8 protein-coding genes are annotated in these 18,131 nt (G+C 63.7%); 2 read left to right on the top strand and 6 right to left on the bottom strand.

The features are described from left to right. Positions 1-392 precede the first annotated feature (392 nt). The gene (locus FIV42_RS27445) at positions 393-1,178 is read left to right on the top strand and encodes an erythromycin esterase family protein (RefSeq protein ID WP_141200789.1); all 786 of its coding nucleotides are present in this window, start codon (positions 393-395) and stop codon (positions 1,176-1,178) included. Positions 1,179-1,501: 323 nt separating this feature from the next. Here the strand turns inward: FIV42_RS27445 and ftsY are convergent, their stop codons facing one another. The 4 genes from ftsY to FIV42_RS27425 form a co-directional block, all read right to left on the bottom strand. Next, positions 1,502-3,289 carry a signal recognition particle-docking protein FtsY gene (gene ftsY / locus FIV42_RS27440; RefSeq protein WP_168210986.1) on the bottom strand — a complete coding sequence of 596 codons (1,788 nt, stop codon included), beginning with the start codon at positions 3,287-3,289 and terminating at the stop codon, positions 1,502-1,504. Positions 3,290-3,392: 103 nt separating this feature from the next. Further along, positions 3,393-7,103: a chromosome segregation protein SMC gene (gene smc / locus FIV42_RS27435; RefSeq protein WP_141200787.1), complete on the bottom strand. Its 3,711-nt coding sequence runs from the start codon at positions 7,101-7,103 to the stop codon at positions 3,393-3,395. Between the two features lie 79 nt (positions 7,104-7,182). Continuing rightward, positions 7,183-11,691, bottom strand: coding sequence for a CheR family methyltransferase (locus tag FIV42_RS27430; RefSeq protein WP_141200786.1), 4,509 nt, complete (start codon positions 11,689-11,691; stop codon positions 7,183-7,185). Between the two features lie 122 nt (positions 11,692-11,813). Further along, positions 11,814-13,583, bottom strand: coding sequence for an Eco57I restriction-modification methylase domain-containing protein (locus tag FIV42_RS27425; RefSeq protein WP_141200785.1), 1,770 nt, complete (start codon positions 13,581-13,583; stop codon positions 11,814-11,816). 374 nt (positions 13,584-13,957) lie between these two features. Between FIV42_RS27425 and FIV42_RS27420 the strand changes: the two genes are divergently transcribed. After that, positions 13,958-15,628: a serine/threonine protein kinase gene (locus tag FIV42_RS27420; RefSeq protein WP_141200784.1), complete on the top strand. Its 1,671-nt coding sequence runs from the start codon at positions 13,958-13,960 to the stop codon at positions 15,626-15,628. A gap of 34 nt (positions 15,629-15,662) precedes the next feature. On the opposite strand, the gene FIV42_RS27415 is transcribed toward FIV42_RS27420, so the two are convergent. Together FIV42_RS27415 and FIV42_RS27410 are read right to left on the bottom strand one after the other, a co-directional pair. After that, positions 15,663-17,483, bottom strand: a complete 1,821-nt coding sequence (locus tag FIV42_RS27415) for a hypothetical protein (RefSeq protein WP_141200783.1) — start codon at positions 17,481-17,483, stop codon at positions 15,663-15,665. 83 nt (positions 17,484-17,566) lie between these two features. Further along, a complete protein-coding gene (locus tag FIV42_RS27410; RefSeq protein WP_168210985.1) occupies positions 17,567-18,121 on the bottom strand; it encodes an OmpH family outer membrane protein in 555 nt (184 codons plus the stop codon). Positions 18,122-18,131: the final 10 nt, after the last annotated feature.

Raw genomic sequence — 18,131 nt, 5'->3', positions numbered from 1 at the left:
ACAGGAATCAGTGGCAGCGCCGTGCGCTGCGTTCCATCAGCCAGAGGCTACTCAATCAATGCTCAATTCCTCTGCCATTGGTATAGCACAGCCCCTTTTTGATCGGCAAGGTAGTGCACAGCAGAATACAGGGCGCGTCCGCGCCGCATGCGGCTCACACAGATGCCAGAGCAACACGACAGCCACCTTCGCGCAAGGCCTGCAGCGCAAAAATCCGGGCGTTCGACGCCCGAGGCCGACTCGCGCTGGATTTTCACCGAACATACGCTAGAATCGCGGCCTATCTCCACAACGAAGTAGCGCTGGGGACACGACGCGGCAGCGGCAGGCGCCGCGAATCTGTTCGTCCGTTCACCTTTGTTTGATCCCGCCTACGGTGGGAGGAGAGTCACGTGAATCATCCGCTATTTGATTTTTTGAAAAGCCGTCAGCTGCCGACTGGCCGGCGCATGTTCGTCGCCCAGGCGATGCGACAGGTCGCCGAGGAGTTGGGCGACACCGAACTCGTCGCTGATTGCGACGCGTCGTTGGCCGTCGACGGCGACACGCTGAATGTGGAGCAGAATTACAAGCGCTCCAAGTCCCAGTCCTCCAATGCGCGTGGACGCGCCATGGAGGTCGACGCCGATATCGACCGTGTCCTCTCGGGGATGCACGCGGTCGCCGAGGGCCAGAGCGTCGGCGAAGACGTCACGGCCGACCAGGCCCGCACGTTCCTCGTCGAGGCCTTTCCCGAAGGCCTCTTCGCACTCGTCACGCAGAGCTTCGAGGAGCAGTTGGCCAACATGAACGTGTTGCTCGAGCGCTTTGATAATGACTTGGCCGCACATGTCGACGCCATCGGCGTGCGCCGTCACGCAGACAAGCTCGCCGACTTGGTGGTCGAATTTCGCGCCGAACTCGAAAAAGACTCCCGCCAGCAGGTGTCCTACGCCGACGTCAAAAACGCTCGCGCGAAGGGGCTGGAGCAATTCGCCCACCTGATCTTCCGGGCGCTCGCGGCCCACGGGACCGACGCCGAGACCCGCGACAGGCTCCTGGCCGAGTTCCAGCGCCAAAACGAGATCGTCGCAGACGCCTACCGGCGCAATCGCCCCGTCGAGGACATTGATCCCGAAACCGGCGAGCCGGTCGCTGACGACACCGTTGACGACGACGTCGTCGAGCCGGTCGTGTGATCGATACTGGCGCCTGCCGCGTCTGCGGCCCCCGGCCCTCTTTTGGGTCGGGGGCTTTTTTCGTGGTGTCACCCTTGAGGGTCCGCGGACAAGCTCGCCTCGTGTTTCGACCCCCTCCGATGGTCCGAAACACAAAGCGGCTTTGATCTTCGTCCCCCTCGAGAGGGTCCTGTGATGAGGCGGCTTTGGTTTTCGACCCCCTCGAGAGGGTCCAAACACAAAGGCGACTTGTGATTTTGCCCCCGTCGAAGGGTTGAATCACAAGCCGCCTTTGTTCTGCGAGCCTCGAGATGTCTTGCGACCCCAAACGGCCGCCAGAGGCGCTACATAAACAACGCCTCGACAAACTCGTCGGCGTCAAATTCGCGCAGGTCCTCGACGCTCTCGCCGATGCCAATATAGCGCACGGGGGCTTCGAGCTCGTCGCAGATGCCCAGGATGACGCCGCCTCGGGCGGTGCCGTCGAGTTTGGTCAGGGCGATGCCGCTGATCTCGACGGCCTCGTTGAACTTCTTGGCCTGGATGATGGCGTTCTGGCCGGTGTTGGCGTCGAGCACGAGCATGGTCTCGTGGGGGGCGCCGTCGAGCGCCTTGCCGGAGACGCGCGCCATTTTGGCGAGCTCGTCCATCAGGTTGACGTTGGTCTGCAGGCGGCCGGAGGTGTCGCAGATGATGACGTCGACGTCCTCTTCGATGCCGCGCTCGATGCCGGCGTACATGACCGCCGAGGGATCGGCGTCCTGCTCGCCCTGGTGGATGGGCATGTCGGTGCGCTCGGCCCAGATGGCGAGCTGGTCGACGGCGCCGGCGCGGAAGGTGTCGCCGGCGACGAGCAGGACCGATTTGCCTTGGTCACGGTACTTGCTGGCCATCTTGCCGATGGTGGTGGTCTTGCCCGCGCCGTTCACGCCCACGACGAGCATGACGTAGGGTTTGGCGCTGTCGAGGTCGAGCGGCTCCTCGTGGGCTTTGAGGAGCTTGGCGCAGTAGTCGCGAATAAAGCCCCAGATACGCCCCGGATCGCGCTTCTCTTCGCCGCTCAAGCCCTCTTCGACCGCCATCAGGATCTCCTGGGCGACGTGCGGGCCGATGTCGGCGGTGAACAAGATCTCTTCGACGTCGTCGACGATGTCTTCGTCGAGCTTCTCGCTGCTGAAGAGGTTGCTCAGGCGGTCGATGAAGCCCGAGCGGGTCTTCTCGAGCCCCTGGGCGAGCGTCTTCGGCTCGGAGGCCTCCGGCTCGGGCGCGGGTTTTTCTTCCACGGCCGGCTCGGGTTCTTCGTCGGCGACCGGCTCCGGTTCTTCTTCCGGAGCTTCGGGCTCTTCTCGGACCTCGGGCTCCGGCTTGGGCCGCTTTTTGGGCTTGGGGAGGGGCCGCGGAAGCTTGCGCTTGACCTTGCGCTCGGACTCGGGAGCTTCGGTGACCTCGGCTCCCTCGGTGACGTCGGCGCCCTCGCCGACCTCCGGGCCTTCGGCGACTTCGGTGCCTTCGGAGACGTCGGGTCCCTCGACGACCTCGGGCTCTTCTTGTTCAGTCGGTTCTTCTTCGGCCGGTTCTTCTTCGACCGGTTCTTCTTCGGCCGGTTCTTCCTCTTCGACCGGCTTCTCTTCTTCAGCCGGCTTTTCTTCTTCGACAGGCTCTTTGACCGGCTCTTCTTGTTCGACCGGCTCTTCCGGGGCCTCCTCGGCTTCTTCAGCCTCGGCCTTCTCGGCGGCTTCCTTGGCCTTGCGCTCGGCCTCTTCGCGCTCGCGCTTGGCGCGTTCGGTCGCCTCGGCGGCCGTCTCGCGGCGCTTGCCCTTCCCTTTGACGCGCGCGGCCTTGATGCGCTTGATCTCGGCGAGCGACATGTCGTCGGTGATCTCGACGGGCTCTTCGACCTCCATGCGCTCTTCGAGCACATCTTTGGTCGGCACCTTGCCCTCTTCGGTGGGCGGGCGGCGCTCGGTGATCTCGGGCTTCTCCGGCTTGCTAAGCGATCGGACGACCGCGAAGACCAGAATGATGAGCACGACGACCGCCAGAGCGATCAGGCCGATCGTGACCGGGTCGAGGCCGCCTTCGGCCTGCGCGAGCACCAACACGGACGCGAGATTGGGGATGAGAGTGGTCATGCAACTGTCCTGAAGTAATCCAGAAAATTCAGATATTGAAAGCGTCGACGCGCAGCAAGGGCCGCGCATCGCAAGAAGTTACTTAAGCCCGACCCACCCCATATCAAGAAGCGAGGCGGTCGTCGATCTCGTGAAGCCGTACAGAGACGATTTTGGAGACGCCCGGCTCTTCCATGGTCACACCATAGAGGGTGTCGCAGGACTCCATGGTGCGCCGGTTGTGGGTGATGACGATCATCTGACTCTGCTGACTGAGCTCGCGCACCATCTCGGCGAATCGGCCCACGTTGGCCTCGTCGAGGGGGGCGTCGACCTCATCGAGCACCGAGAACGGCGTGGGCTTGAGCGAGAAGATCGCAAAGATCAGGCTCACGGCGGTGAGCGCCTTTTCGCCACCGGAGAGCAAGCTGACGTTCTGCAGGCGCTTGCCCGGCGGGCTGACCTCGATGTCGACGCCCGACTCGAGCACGTTGTCTGGGTCGGTGAGCTTGAGCTTGGCGTGGCCGCCGCGGAACAGGCGCGGGAAGAACTCCTGGAACTTCGCGTTGACCGCGTCGAAGGTGTCCCGGAAGCGCTTCTTGCTCTCGCGGTCCATGCGACGAATCGCCTTGCGCAGGTCGTCGACCGACGCCTCGAGGTCGAGTTGCTGCTCCTCGAGGAACTCCTTGCGCTCCTTGGCTTCCTCGTACTCGTCGACGGCCATCGGGTTGACCGCGCCCATTTTGTCGATCTTGCGCTTGAGCTTTTGGACGCGCTTGTCGCGCTGCTTGGGCTCGAGCTCGACCTCCTCGGCGATCTGACGCGCCTCGGGAATCGACAGCTCGAAGCGCTCGCGCAAGTTGCGGTCGACGTGCTCGATCTCGACGCCGAGCTCGCGAAGCGACATCTCGGTCTGCTGGACGCTGCCGACGTTCTGTTCGACGTCGCGGCGGCGCTCGACGATCTTGACCTCGAGCTCGCGCACCTCGTCGTTGACCGCGTCGAGCTTCTGCCGGGCGGCCTCGGCGGCCTCTTTGGCCTCTTTGTATTGGGTGTCGAGTTCGACGACCTCGCGGGTGGTCGAGTCGGACTTCTCCTCGAATTCCTCGAGGCGCTCGGCCTGGGCTTTGGCCTCGCGCTCGAGTTTCTCGATCTGGCGCCCGGTCGACTCGAGCGAGCGCTCCAGGCGCTTGACGCTCTCCTGCAGGTTGCGCCGACGCTCTTTGGCCTCGGCGAGCTCGACCTTGCGCTCGGTGACCGCGCTTTGCTGGGCTTCGAGCTCGCTCTGCATGATCTCGAAGGCCTCGGTGCTCGTCTCGAGGCGCTGCTCGAGCTCCGGAAGCGCGTCCTCGAGGGATTGGCGCTGCTCGCCGAGCCCGTCGGCCTCTTTGGCGAGTTCCTGGTGGCGCTCTTCGAGCGGCTCGACCTCGGCCTTCATGCGGCGCAGGCGCTTTTCGGTGCGCTCGAGCTCGCGCTGCTCCGAGGAGAGCTCCTGCTCGATGCGCCGCTTTTCGAGAGACGCCTGCTCGACCGCCTGACGCGCCTTGGCCAGGCGCTCTTGGCCGAGTTCGACGTCCTCCTCGGCGATCTCGTACTCCTCTTTGGCGTCCTCTTCCCAGAGCTGCAGCTTCGACAGGCGCTCGCTCAACTGCTCGAGCTCGCGCGCCTGGCGCAGCACGCTCTCGGCCTGGTCGCCGACGTGACCGCCCACGATACGCCCGTCGTGAAACTCGATGTCGCCCGAGGTGCTCGCCCAGGCGATCTTGTCGCTGTCGCGCTCGCTACGGGGCGGAAGCTCGGCCAGGGAGTCGACGACGGCGAGCTTGTCGAGCAGCGCACCGACCTCTTCGCGTGGGTCGGCGTCGGGCGCGCTGAGCACGTAGAAGCCGGCGCGGCCGACCTCGTCGTCGGTGAGCATGGCCAGCGCCTCGAGGGCCGCCTCGCGGTGGGTGACGACGACGTCGCCGAGGCGATCGCCCAAGAATGCCGCCACGGCAGCCTCGTCGCCCTCCTCGACGCTAAGGAAGTCGCCGACGGGGCCGAGCACGTCTTCGCGGCCGGTCTCGGCCGCCCACTCGAGCACCTCTTGGACGCCCTGGGCGTAGCCATCGCCGCGGCGGCGCATGGCCTCGAGGCTGTCGACGCGGGCCGACACCTCGATACGCTCCGAGCGAATCTGCTCGAGCTCGGCGCGTGATTCCTTCTGGCGCTCGCGCGCGGTCGACAGGCGCATCTCGGCGCTCTGGCGGTCTTCGCGCTTCTGCTCGACCTCACCGTCGGCGCGCTCGACGTCCATCGCCAGGCGGTTGAGCCCGCGGCGAAGGTCCTCGACCTCGCGGCCGACGCCGTCGATCTGCTCGGTTACTTGTTTCTTGCGTTGGGCGAGTTCGTCACGCTGCGACGACAGCCACTCGCGGCGGTCGTCGAGGCGTCGAAGCTTCGACCTCGCCTCGTCGAGCTTCGAGCGCGTCTCGTTTCGCTCGCGTTCCGCCTCGCGCAGCCGCTTCTTCGCGGCGGCCAACTCGTCTTCGGCTTCCTTGATGCGTGCGTGCGTGTCCTCGGGAGACTCGTCGAAGTTCGCCAACTCGGCGCGGACGCGCTCGAGCTCGGCGGACAGACCCTCTTTTCGTTTTTCCTGGCTCTCACGCTCGCGAAGCGCCTCCTGGTGGCGCGCCTTGGCGTCTTCGACCGAGTCGACGAGGTGCTTGCGGTTCGACTTGGCGAGGTTGAGCTTCGTATCGAGCTTGTAGAAATGCTCGGTCAGCTCGGCGTGCTTCTTTTCGGCCTGGAACGCTTCGACCTTCTGGTTCGAGAGCTTGCCCTCGAGCTTTTTGAGCGACGAGCGCGCCTTCTCGACGTCGGTGCGTCCCTCTTGAAGGCGTTTTCGCAGCTTTGCCGCCCTGTCGGCGAGTTCGCTGCGCTTGTCGACGATCTGGGCGATCTCGAGGGTGCGAAGCTCCTCGGTCAGCTCCTTGTGACGCTCGGCGCGACGCGCCTGGCGCTCGAGGCTGCGAAGCTGCTTATCGACCTCGCGGACGACGTCGCGCACCCGCAGGAGGTTCTGCTCGGTGCGGTCGAGCTTGCGTTGAGATCGGTCACGCTGGGCCTTGTAGCGGGTGATGCCGCTGGCCTCCTCGATGATCAGGCGCCGCTCGGAGGGCTTGGCGCTCACGGCAAAGCTGATCTGGCCCTGCTCGATAATCGAGTAGCCCTGCTTCCCCAGCCCGGTGCCGGCGAGCAGGTTCTGGATGTCCATCAGGCGGCAGGGAACGTTGTTGATGAGGTATTCGCTGTCGCCCGAGCGGTGCAGTCGGCGGGTGATCGAGATTTCGGGCATCTCGCGGTACTCGCGCGGAATGGAATCGTTGTTCCATACCGGCGCCGACTCGTCTGCGCCCTCTGCGTCTGCGTCTTCTGCGTCTTCGGCATCGTCGGAATCGACGGGCTCCGACGAATCGGGCTGCATGTGTTGTTCGGCGCGCGCTTCGCGCTGCTCGCGGGCGGCTTGCTCGGCCCTGGCCGCTTGCCGTGTCGGAGCGGTGGGCTCGGCGGGCTCGGCCGCCTCGTTGGCGAGCTCGTTCTCGAAGGTGAGCGTCACCTCGGCCATGCCGCCGGGGCGGTGGTTCTCACTGCCGGCGAAGATGACATCGGAGAGTGACGAGCCGCGAAGGCTCTTGGGGGACATGTCGCCCATGGCCCACTTGAGCGCATCGACAACATTACTCTTACCACACCCATTCGGCCCCACGATGCCGTTCATGTCATCGCTGAGCTCGATGGTGACTTTGTCCTTGAAGGACTTGAAGCCGACAAGTTGGATACGACGTAACTTCATACTGCCCTGACTACTACGCGGCTCACCCCACAAATGGGAGCGCTTGGAGAGCGGAAGTTAACGCCTTGTGGGTCCGCTTTCAACCGTCAAGCGCCGGTTTAGGGGGATCTGAGGTCTCAAAAAGGGCCAGGAGGTCGTGTCGACCGGCCGGTTTGACCAGATGATGGTCGAAACCCGACGCCAGGGAGCGCTCGATATCCTCAGGCTGGCTGCGTCCCGAGAGCGCGATGAAGGTGGCGTTGGCCAGCGCGTCGAGTTCGGTCATTTGCTCCACCAACTCGTAGCCGCTGATGTCCGGAAGGCCGAGGTCGAGGACCACCACCTCCGGAGACGCCTCGGCGGCGAGTTCGATAGCTTCGGCGCCTGTCTGGCAGGTGCTCACCGCGATCCCCTCCATTTCGAGCAAGATCTGCCAGGCGTTACACGTATCGACGCTGTCGTCGACCAGCAGCACGCTCGGCATGGCTGCGTGGGTTGGAAGCTCGTTGATTGCTCGAGATTGGTCTCCCTGACCCACGCCGCACAGGTGGGCGATGCGCTCGACGAGCACGTGGCCGTCGATCGGTTTGCTCGTGTAGTCCGTACACCCCGCTTCAAAGCAGCGCTCGCGGTCGGCGGGCATGGCGGCCGCGGTCAACGCGAGGATGGGCAACTCGAAGCCGTTTGCCCGCAGTTGGCGCGCGGCTTCGTACCCGTCCATCACCGGCATTTGCATGTCCATGACCACGATATCGAACGGAGTGCCGGCGGAGCGCGCCTCGTCGACGCGCGCCACGGCTTGGGCGCCGTTTTCGGCCACCTCGACCTCGGCCCCGCTGCGCTCGAGGAAGAAGCGAGCCAAGTAGCGGATATCGTGCCGGTCATCGACCACCAGCACTCGCGCGTCGATGCAGCGCTCGTTGGAGACCCGAGGTTCCTGCGGAATCATGATACCCTGGCGGGGCTCGACCAGTTCGAGATCGTTGCTGCTGCGCACAGGCACCTTGACCGAGAAGGTGCTGCCCTCGCCGCGTGCACTGTCGACCAAAATCTCACCGCCGAGCGCATCGACCAGCCTCTTGCAGATTGTGAGCCCGAGCCCGGTCCCGTCGTGCTTGGCCTTGTCGGGACTGGTGACCTGGCTGAACGGCTCGAAGAGCCCGTCCTGTTGCTCGGCCGGAATTCCGATGCCGGTATCGGCAACGTCGAAGCACAGCATCGGACGCCCCTCGCCCTCGAAGCTCGCCCGCACGCGCACCTGTCCGTCGTCGGTGAATTTGATGGCGTTTCCGACCAGGTTGATGAGCACCTGCCGAAGTCGCTTGGGATCGGTTTCGATATATCGGGGCAACTTGCCGACGAATTCGAGGCTCAGCGGAATGCGCTTCTCCTCGGCGCGCACCTGCATGAGCGAGATGACCTCGGCGAGCAATTCGTCGGGCGCGACGCGCGACAAGTCGAGGTCGAGCTTGCCCGCCTCGATCTTGGAAAGGTCCAAGATATCGTTGATGATCTCGAGCAAATAATCCGCGTTGCGCTTGATCGTCTCGACGCACTGCAGATCGTCGGGATTCTCGGTGTGGGCGCGCAAGACTTCGGCATAGCCCAGGATAGCCGTCATCGGTGTGCGGATCTCGTGGCTCATATTCGCCAGAAACTGACTCTTGGCCTGATTGGCGGCGTCTGCCTTCTTCTTGGCCTGCGACAGTTGCACCGAGCGCTGCAGCAACTCGTCTTCGGCCACTTTCAGCGCGGTGACGTCGCGAGCGATCGCCGAGATGCCGACCACTTGCTCGCGGCTGTCGGTCACCGGCGAGAGTGTCAGCCACACGTGCAGTCGATTGCCCTGCTGGTCGACGCGCACGGTCTCGAACGGCTCGACGCATTCGCCGGCGCGCACCCGACGCATCACCTGCTCGAGCTCGTCTTGGCGCTCCGCTGGAATGACCAGCGACATGTCTTTGCCCACCGCCTCCTCGGCCGTGTAGCCGTAGATCGCCTCTGCGCCGCGGTTCCACGCAGTGATCGTCCCATCGAGGCTCTCTCCGATAATCGCTTCGCTGGAAGACTCGACGAGGGCGGCGAGGCGCGAGGCGCGCTCCTGCGCCCGTTTGAGTTCGGTCACGTCGATAAAGGTGACCACCATGCCAGCGTCCGGCCCGTCGGGCGTAAAGTACGGCAGCACCCGCCGGATGTAGAAGTCGCCGTCCGGGGTCCGCACTTCGTGTTCGATAGCTGCTTCACGCCTGCGCAGCTCGTCGGGGTCTGGCAACGGTGGCATCTCTTTGAGCCGATGGTTGATATGAGACAGCGGCCGACCGATGTCCTGGTCGGGCAGGTGATAGATACGAACGATAGCCGGGGTGAACCGCTGAACCGTGCCGTCGTCTTTGAGGAATACCGTCGCCAGCTGCGTGCTCATCAGCAGGTTTTCCAGGTCGGCGTTCGCCCGCGAGAGGGCCTGGTTGGCCGCCTCGAGCTCCTCCTTGGAGACTTCGAGTTCCTCGTTGGCCGATTGCAACTCCTCGTTCATCGACAACAACTCTTCGTTGGTCGACTTCAACTCCTCGTTGGACGCCTCGAGCTCCTGGACGGTGCACTCCAAGTCGTCGCGGGTGCTGCTGAGTTCGCGCTCGAGATGCACGATGAGCGATTCGGCCTCCTCGTCAGGCGAGCGCACGTTGGTCGGCAGCGCGCCCATGACCGATCCGATTCGTTCGAACACGATGATGTAGAGGTCCGCGTCGCGCGCGGCGTGAGGCAACGGCTCGATGCTCAACTTGACCGGTTGGATCCCGGTGTCGGTCTTGATGGACAGATCATCGCGCTCGATGCGCTCACCTGTCTTGCGGACCTCGGCCAGGGCCGTTCGAATACCGACGCGCAGCCCCGAGCGGGCCATCTTCACGACATTGTTTTGAAAGACGCCACCCGCGATCTGCAAAAAGTCCCCTGCCTCCTCACAGGCGCACAGAACCTCACCTTCGCCGCTGACGATGATTGCCTCGGGCGCATAACGCTCGAGCAAGACCTGCTGCATGGTGTCGTAGATGTCGGGCACCTGACGAGCCTTCGGCGCGAGCCGACTCGGCCGCCAATTCTGCGACATCTTCGGGGGCGTGACCAACCGGCGAGGGGCGTCTGCGCGCCGTTTCCAGATGCGGTGACGGCTGTCGACCGCGGCGAACAAGTCTTTGTGGGAGGTGAGCGTCTCCGAGCTCCCCAAGAAGAGAAAGCCGTCCTCTTCGAGCGAGTAGTGAAACAGCGGCACGACACGCTTTTGCAGGGAAGCGTCGAAGTAGATGAGCATATTTCGGCACGAAATCAGGTCGAGGCTCGAGAACGGCGGATCGCTGATGACGTTGTGGACCGAAAAGAGACACATCTCGCGAAGCCGCGAGGAGACCTGGAGTTGCTCACCGCGACGTATGAAGAACTCGCCCAGTCGCTCTTCGCTCAACTGATCGACGGCGCGCGTCGAATAGACGCCCTGGCGCGCCACGCGAATGGCGCTCTCGTCAATGTCCGTGGCGAAGATTTGAACGCTCGGCAACGGCTCGTCATCGGGGCGTGAGTCGAGGTACTCGCACACCAGCATGGCGAACGAGTAGGCCTCTTGGCCGGTTGCGCAGCCGGGTATCCAGATGCGCACGCGATCGTTTACCTCGCGCCCCTCGAATAGCTTGGGGATGACCTCGCGCTCCAGCGCCTGGAAGGCAGCCGCGTCTCGAAAGAAGGCCGTGACGCTGATGAGCAACTCCTGGCACAACGCGCCGGCTTCGGCCGGCTCTTCGCGCAGGCGCTCGACGTAAGCGTCGACCGAGGTGATCCGGAGAATCTGCATGCGCCGTTTGATGCGCCGAACAAGGGTGCTCGATTTGTAGCTGCCAAAGTCGTGCCGCGTCTCCTCGCGCACCGCGTCGGCGATACCGTCGATGGCCTCGAGAATCTGATGGGCGAGGAGGTCGTCACTTTCGCGCGCATCGAGGCGCTCGAGATACTCGAGGTGCTCGCCGAGCACTTCGGGCATTTGTTCGGGAGGGAGTTCGAAGTCCGCCACGCCGGTTGCGATGGCGCTGCGCGGCATGCTGTCGAATTGTGCGCTCTTGCAGTCTTGGACGAGCGTCATGCCGCCCGCGTCGCTGATGGCGCGAAGCCCAAAGGTGCCATCGGAGCCCGCCCCCGAGAGGATCACGCCCACGGCGCGCCGGCCATGTGCGTCGGCCAGCGACTCGAGAAAGCGACTGATTGGAGTACGTCGCTCGTCGGGCGATTCCACCTCGCGCAACCGAATGCGCATCCCCTCCACCGACAGCACCGTCTGAGGTGGGCACACGTAGACACGGTTGGGGCGGATCATCTCGTCGGGCTCGGCCTCGGTGACTTGCATCGGCGTCACCTGAGCGATGAGTTCGGGCAACAAGCTCTTCTGAGAGGGAGCCTGGTGTTGAACCACGAGAAAGGACATCCCGGGATAGGCTGGCAGCGCCCCGAACAGCGAGCGAAGGGCATCGAGCCCGCCGGCCGAGGCCCCCACCCCCACGAGCAACCCGCGTGGATCGACGAAAGAATCATCCCCACCGCGAGAACTACTCCTCGAATTTGCCATATCCGCCGCCTGAGCTCGTTCGGGTGCACCAGATTCGAAGTCGATGCCGAGGTATGACTCGAAAGATGCACCGATCGTTGCCAACGATGTTTATAAACAACATGGCGGTAGGCAACGAAAAATCATGCTAAAACCGGGTCGTTCGCCCGGGCAGGAAAGAGCCCTGCGAGCCGCGCGTCGATTAACTCGCTCCACCGGAGTCGTGTGTCCGAATCGACGAGTTTCTCGATGATCTCGAGCGAGCCATCGGCGAGCCTCAGCGGCAGCGGCAGGGTGCGAAGCGGCTCGGAGTAAAATTCGAGCTGACGACCTTTCGATTTGCCGTAGTTGCGCAGATACCGAGCGATGAGGTCGCTGTTGAGGACGACCATCAGCGTGACCAGGTAGCGAAGCGGCTCGTCGACCTCGTCAGGCGGGATCAGATACGTACAGTCGCTCGAGATAGCGCTGGCGGATAGGTCGAGCGCAAATCGGGGCGAAGGAGCACGGCGCGGCACCACGAGCTTCGGGCCGGTCTGCTCGGCCCGGTCGCGCGGCCAGTGGATGCGATACCACGGCATGCTGCCGGTGCGGACCTCTCGGCGGTGCTCGAGCACGGGGCGGAACCGGCCCAAGTGGGTCTCCAAGACTGCCTCAGCCGCGGCCCCCACTTCACCATGAATGTAGAGCGCAAACTCCTGTGAGGGCGGTGTGATAATCACCCCGTTTGGTTCGAGATTGCCCGCGCGCACCAATGGGCGCACGACGGTCGGCCCCAACTGCGCGAGTTCAGCGGGCACCGCGCCGCGCTCGAACAAGAAGATGGGCTCTCCCTTGTCAGGAACGGGCGCGCCGGGCGCGTAGCGCTTCGGATGACGCCCGCTGAAGCGATCGGCGCCGCTGACAAAACCCTGGCGATCGACGAGCAGGGACGAAAGCGGCGTCCCCTGCTCCTCGAGGCGTCGCGCCCAGCGGTCGGTCGCCGCGTCGGCGAAGGGGGTCCATCGGTCCGCGCCCAGCCGGTGGGAGGGCTGTTCGCGGACCTGCGGCGTCTCGCATTGTTCGGAGAGCAACGCCTCGACCAGCGCAGACCAGTCGGCCGGCTCGTCCTCGAGTGACAATGCGCGCAGCCTCGCAGGCGCCTCGCCCGGCGCGCCAAAGACGCTCAGCAGCGAATGCTGGCCGGGGGCGTCAGAAAACACTCCGGTCGACTCGACGCGAATCAACACCTGGGGACGCAGCCGCTGGGTCATGTCTCTGCGGACTCGACTCGCATTCGTCGCGGTCAGCCAATAGGCCGTGGTGAGCATCGCCAGTCGGCCACCGGGACGCACAAAGGACGCCGAGCGGTGGAAGAATAAGTAGAGCAGGTCCATGCGCGGGCCGAAAAACGCAGCCAGGTGCTCGTGCCGACTGCGAAGCTCCTCGAAGAGCGCGCGATTGCCCTTCTCGCGCACATAGGGCGGATTGCCGACCACGGCGGCTGCCCGGCCCTCGAATTCGCTCCACCTCGGGTCGCGGGCCAGACCGTCGCCGACAAAGATGCGATCTTCGAGCGCCTCGCCCTGCCCCGATTTTCTCCGCTCGGCGACGAGGTTGAGGGCCGCCGCGAGAGCGAGCAAGGGGTTTTTCTCGACGCCGATGGCGCGCACGTGAGGGTGACGGCGAACGACGGCCGTGAGCAATGTGCCGGCGCCCGCAGAGAGATCGACGACCGCCTCCCCGGCGTCGGCCTCGACGGTCGCCGCGAGCGCGTCGGCCAGCGGCATCGGGGTTAGATAAATGCCGTGTCGGCGTCGGACACCGTCGTCGAGGGTCTGCTGGATCGACTCGATGTCGGCGATGTCAGCTGGGCGAAGCGACTCGTTGTCGATTCGAGCCAGCCAGTCATCGACAATTCGTTCGTCGATCACCGAGACGAGATGCTCCCGAATCCGATCTCCACAAAACTCGGTCTGAGGTCCGAGCAGATGAACCCAGGCGAGCCGAGCCAGATGTTGAATGGCCTCTGAGGGCGCTTGTGACAGGATTGAGTGCTTCAAAGGGCCCTGCGGAGTTGGAGTAATCGTGTTGTTCCAAGGTCTTGTTTGTATGAAACGCCAGATTGAGTATCATTGAAGGTGGCGAATATTCCCTCATCCTGTCAATCGGCACTGCTTGTAGCGAAGTGACTGTGGGTCATCGAACCCAACGAGCGAGTCGGCGGAAGGTATGAAGCAGTCCAGATCGGTGCATCGCGAGCATCCACTGGTACAAGGGCACGGGGACAACCCCGCCCGAGAATGTAATGAGCGATAGCGACAGCATAGTCAGCCCCGGCACCGTTCTAGCGGACCGGTACAAGCTCACCGAGGAGATCGGCCGCGGAGGGTTTGGGATGGTGTACCGCGCGCGGCAGATGAACATGGACCGGGACGTGGCGATCAAGATCCTGCCACCCAAGTTCATGGCCATCACCGACGTCGTCGAGCGGTTTCGGCGCGAAGCGCGCTTGGCAAGTCGCCTGCGCCACCCCAACACGATCACGGTCCATGACTACGGAAAGCAGGACAACCTGCTGTTTATCGTCATGGAGATGCTCGAAGGTGAAGACCTCGCCGACGTCTTGATGCGCAAGCCGACCGTGTCGATGGACCGCATCCTGCACATCGGCCGCCAGGTCCTCAAAAGCCTGCACGAAGCCCACCAGCACAACATCATTCACCGGGATCTCAAGCCGGAGAATATTTTCCTGACACGGGTGGGCAGCGAAGAAGACTTCGTCAAAGTCCTCGACTTTGGCATCGCCAAGCTGGCCATGCCCGACCCCCAAAAAGAAGGCGACACCAAGCTGCGTAAGCTGACCATGAGCGGAAGCACGGTGGGCACGCCCACCTACATGTCGCCCGAGCAGGCCGCCGGCGAAGAAGTCGACGCGCTCACCGACCTGTACGCGCTGGGCGTCATTCTGTACGAGATGGCCTGCGGGCGTCCGCCCTTCAAGGATGACAACCCGGTCAAAGTGATGCGCTGTCACCTCTTCGAGGAGGTGCCGCGCTTCCCGCAGGGCCCCCTGCGAGGCTCACGCTTCGAGAGCGTCATACGAAAGGCGTTGGCCAAGGAAAAAGGCGATCGATTCGCGTCGGCCGAGGAGTTCCTCAAGGCCATCAGCGCCGGGCCCACCGACATGCTCGAGCGCATCGAGTATGAGGAAGAGCCGCCGACCGTCGAGCTTCCGGACCTCACGGCTGACGACCTCGACTCTGCCAATATCGCCTTCGAGCGCACCGCGGCTTACGAAGTCGAGGGTTCCGACGTGCTGTCTCCACGGACGCCCCACAACACCGATGCCATGCTGGCAGCCCGAGACTCCTCGGTCACTGACGGCGCCCCCAAGCGCGAGTCGATCCCCTTCGGATCCGTGCCGCCAGGCTCAGATCGCGACCGTGTCCGGCAAGGAGCTGTCAGCTCGAGCCTGACAGACTCGTCGTCGCTGACGGAGAGCTCCGGGCTATCGAGCGGGTCTGACCTCCACGTGGCCCCACCCGGCTTCGATTCGGGAGCATCGTCTTCGTCGATCATCACCGTGCTCGAGCCGGGGCCCGACGATGACGTAATCTTGCTTACCAACAAGAAGGGTGAGGGCCGCCCGGGCCGAAAAAAAGGCCCGAATACTCCGCAACAGGCGCAGCCTGCGCCCTCGTCGCCCGTGGACACGGCGTCACAGAAAACTCCGTCCGCGCAAAGCGCGCCGAGCCAGAACCTGCACGACTCGGGCGAACTCGACGCCGCGCCGAGTGGCGGAGAATGGACGTGGGGAGAAGAAGGTGATGGGAGCTCCGAAGAGTTGTCGGTCGACGAATTTCAATCGCGTCGCCGCAACTCCGGAGCCATCTGGATAAGCGCGGTCGTCTTGCTCCTTCTCGGAGCGGCCGCGCTCGGATATCTACACTACGCGGGCATCTTCGAACTCTTCTAGTCGCGTCGCCCGTCGCCTCGCACCGCCTGCCGATTCACTCGGCCACTTTGACTGACATTTCGTAGGGCTCGCACGCAGAGCCGCGTTTGGCGGCGACGTGCACGAAATAGAGCCCCGGGGGCAAGTCGACTTGGAGCTTCTCCTCTGCCCCGGCTCCGGCGCGATTCACCTGTGCCACAAGCCCACCCTCGTCATCGAGCAACTTGAAGCCCAGGTTCAGACTGTTGGCGCCGAGCGTCAACTGCACCTGGCGAGGCGTCGGAGGCGTGGGCGCGACAACCGGTGCGCCGGTATCGCCTTCTGATTGGGCGGGGGACTCGGGGAAAGGCACGGCGAACGCAAAGACGTCGGTGTCACCGGCGCGTGCGATATAACCGATACGCTTTTGAGTAGGCTCGAGCTTGTCGGCTGTGTCGCGTGAATCATTGGGCTCGATCTCGAGGCCGGGCACATCCTGGACGTTCTCGGCAATTAGCCCGTAGTCGAAGGTCGCGTCGAGCATGCCCTCGGCAGCCGCCAATCGGCGGACCTCGAGGTCTACGTAGTCATCCTCGACCACCGTGTTGCAGAGCGTCACGTTTTCGCCCGGCTCCGACGCTTCGAGCACCGTGGGCGAGCCCTGGTTGCGCGGAAGTGACCAGGCGAGCGCGAGGCGCGTCTTCTCGTGCTTGGGGGCAATCGTTACGCGGACGACGTGGTCGGCCGGCTCCTTGTCGGCAACTCTGTCGAGTGGATCCGCAGGCTTGATGTCCGAGCCCGCATCGCCAACGTCACCAGCGTCGGCCTGCGCCATGCCAGCGTCGTTCGCCGGCTCGGGCATATCATCGGACGGCAGGCCGGCATCGGCGGCGTTCTCCGCCACAGCGCCCTGCCCGGTTGCGGACTGGCCCTCTTCGGGAATCCCGTCCACAAAGAGTCGAAAATGGTCGACGTCTTCGATGGAGTGGAAGTACCCGGCCAGTTTAGTGCTCGAGTCGATCTGTTGGGCGGTCTCGGCATCATCGTTCGGCTCGACCTCCAGACCGTGCTCTACGGGCGGATGCCCGAGGAGTTTGAGGCGATAGCTCTGGTCGCGGCTGAAGGAGTCCCCGGCGGTGAGTACGATCCACACGCCGAGCACGTCGTCCGGGAGCGATACGTTCGGCAGGCCTGCAGCCTCAGTGGGCGGCACGTGCAGCGACAGGTACGGCGCCTTCATGTCTCGATGGGTGTAGACGCGCACCTGCTGCATTACGTCGTCTATGGGGCTCACCTCGAGGGTGAATGCCTCGCCCGTCAGGTTTTTGCGCGGAACAAAGTAGACGTCGCGGTCTTCGGGGCGGTCGTAGAAGCCTTGGATTTCGCCGGGCGCCTCGAAGCGAGTGGCCACGTCGATATCGTCATTCGGCTCGGACTCGACCGCGCCGCCGGACAGGCGCTTCTGGAAGGAGAACTCGTAGTCACCCGTGGTGCCGTCGTTCCCAGTAACCATGACGCGTTGCGCCGTGGAGGAGACCGCCAGAATGGGGATGGTCTCCGGCTCACCGGGGCCGGCGATATTGTAGGTAATGGGGGCGTCGTCGGAGTCTGCCACCGCCACCCGGATGACCGGGTCGAGCGTGTCGGACTTGGGAGTTACCGTCGCCTCGACCTGCCAGGTCTCACCATTCTGTGAGGTCAACGCAAACCAATCCTTGTCGTCGGACTGGCCGATGGTGGCCTCGATGGGGCGCAAATCGCCGCCGAGCTCGAAGAGCGTCGCCTGCTTGGGGAAGTCGTTGGGTTCTTCTTCCTTGGGAGCCGACGATTCGCTCTTCTGGCGGCGCTTTTTGGCCTCTTCGACCTGCTGCTTGCGGTCGCCCGGATTGCTGATCATCTGGCGAACGCGTTCCTCGCATTCACACGAGGAAGTCACAAGGACAACGAGCAGAGCCGGAAAGAGATACCGCGTAGGATACTTCACTTTTTGTCGTAGCGTTTGATCAGTTCGTCAGTCAGGTCCATCGAGTCCTTCGCGAAGAGCACCGACGATTCGGTCTTCTCGAGGATCAGGTCGTAGCCCTTCTCTTTGGCGATCTTGTTGAGGATGGGTTCCATCTTCTTGAAGATCTTTTGGGTCGCCTTGGTCTCTTTTTGAGCCAGGTCGCGTTGCATCTCCATGTAGAGTTGCTGGAGCTTAGCCATCTCCTGCTGCAGCTCGATGGCCTTTTTGCGCTTGGCCTCGTCGGTCATCATGGCCGCGCCCGACTCGAGGCTCTGCTTGAGCTTTTTGACCTCTTCCTGCTTGTCGGTCAGCATCTTCTGCTTCTTGTCGAAGTCTTTCTTGAGGCGAGCTTTGGCCTTTTTGCCCTCCTCTACTTCGGAGAGCGCGCGCTGCAGGTCCACATAGCCAATCTTGACGTCCTGAGCGAACGCAGGCGCGCTGATCGCGGTGACGCCGACAACCAGCCCAAACGCCAGGAGAACTTGCGCCATGACCATGGCAGCACGGGTTTTCATAATGCGAGCAATCATCTTTGCTCCT

Source organism: Persicimonas caeni, from assembly GCF_006517175.1.
Lineage (GTDB): Bacteria > Myxococcota_A > Bradymonadia > Bradymonadales > Bradymonadaceae > Persicimonas > Persicimonas caeni.
This window is presented reverse-complemented; position numbering and strand designations above follow the sequence as displayed.

Bases quoted from the DNA above. Each gene is read 5' to 3' on its own strand.
- FIV42_RS27430 (WP_141200786.1), bottom strand. From the start codon at position 11,691: ATGGCAAATTCGAGGAGTAGTTCTCGCGGTGGGGATGATTCTTTCGTC.
- FIV42_RS27410 (WP_168210985.1), bottom strand. From the start codon at position 18,121: ATGATTGCTCGCATTATGAAAACCCGTGCTGCCATGGTCATGGCGCAA.
- ftsY (WP_168210986.1), bottom strand. From the start codon at position 3,289: ATGACCACTCTCATCCCCAATCTCGCGTCCGTGTTGGTGCTCGCGCAG.
- FIV42_RS27420 (WP_141200784.1), top strand. From the start codon at position 13,958: ATGAGCGATAGCGACAGCATAGTCAGCCCCGGCACCGTTCTAGCGGAC.
- smc (WP_141200787.1), bottom strand. From the start codon at position 7,103: ATGAAGTTACGTCGTATCCAACTTGTCGGCTTCAAGTCCTTCAAGGAC.
- FIV42_RS27415 (WP_141200783.1), bottom strand. From the start codon at position 17,483: ATGATCAGCAATCCGGGCGACCGCAAGCAGCAGGTCGAAGAGGCCAAA.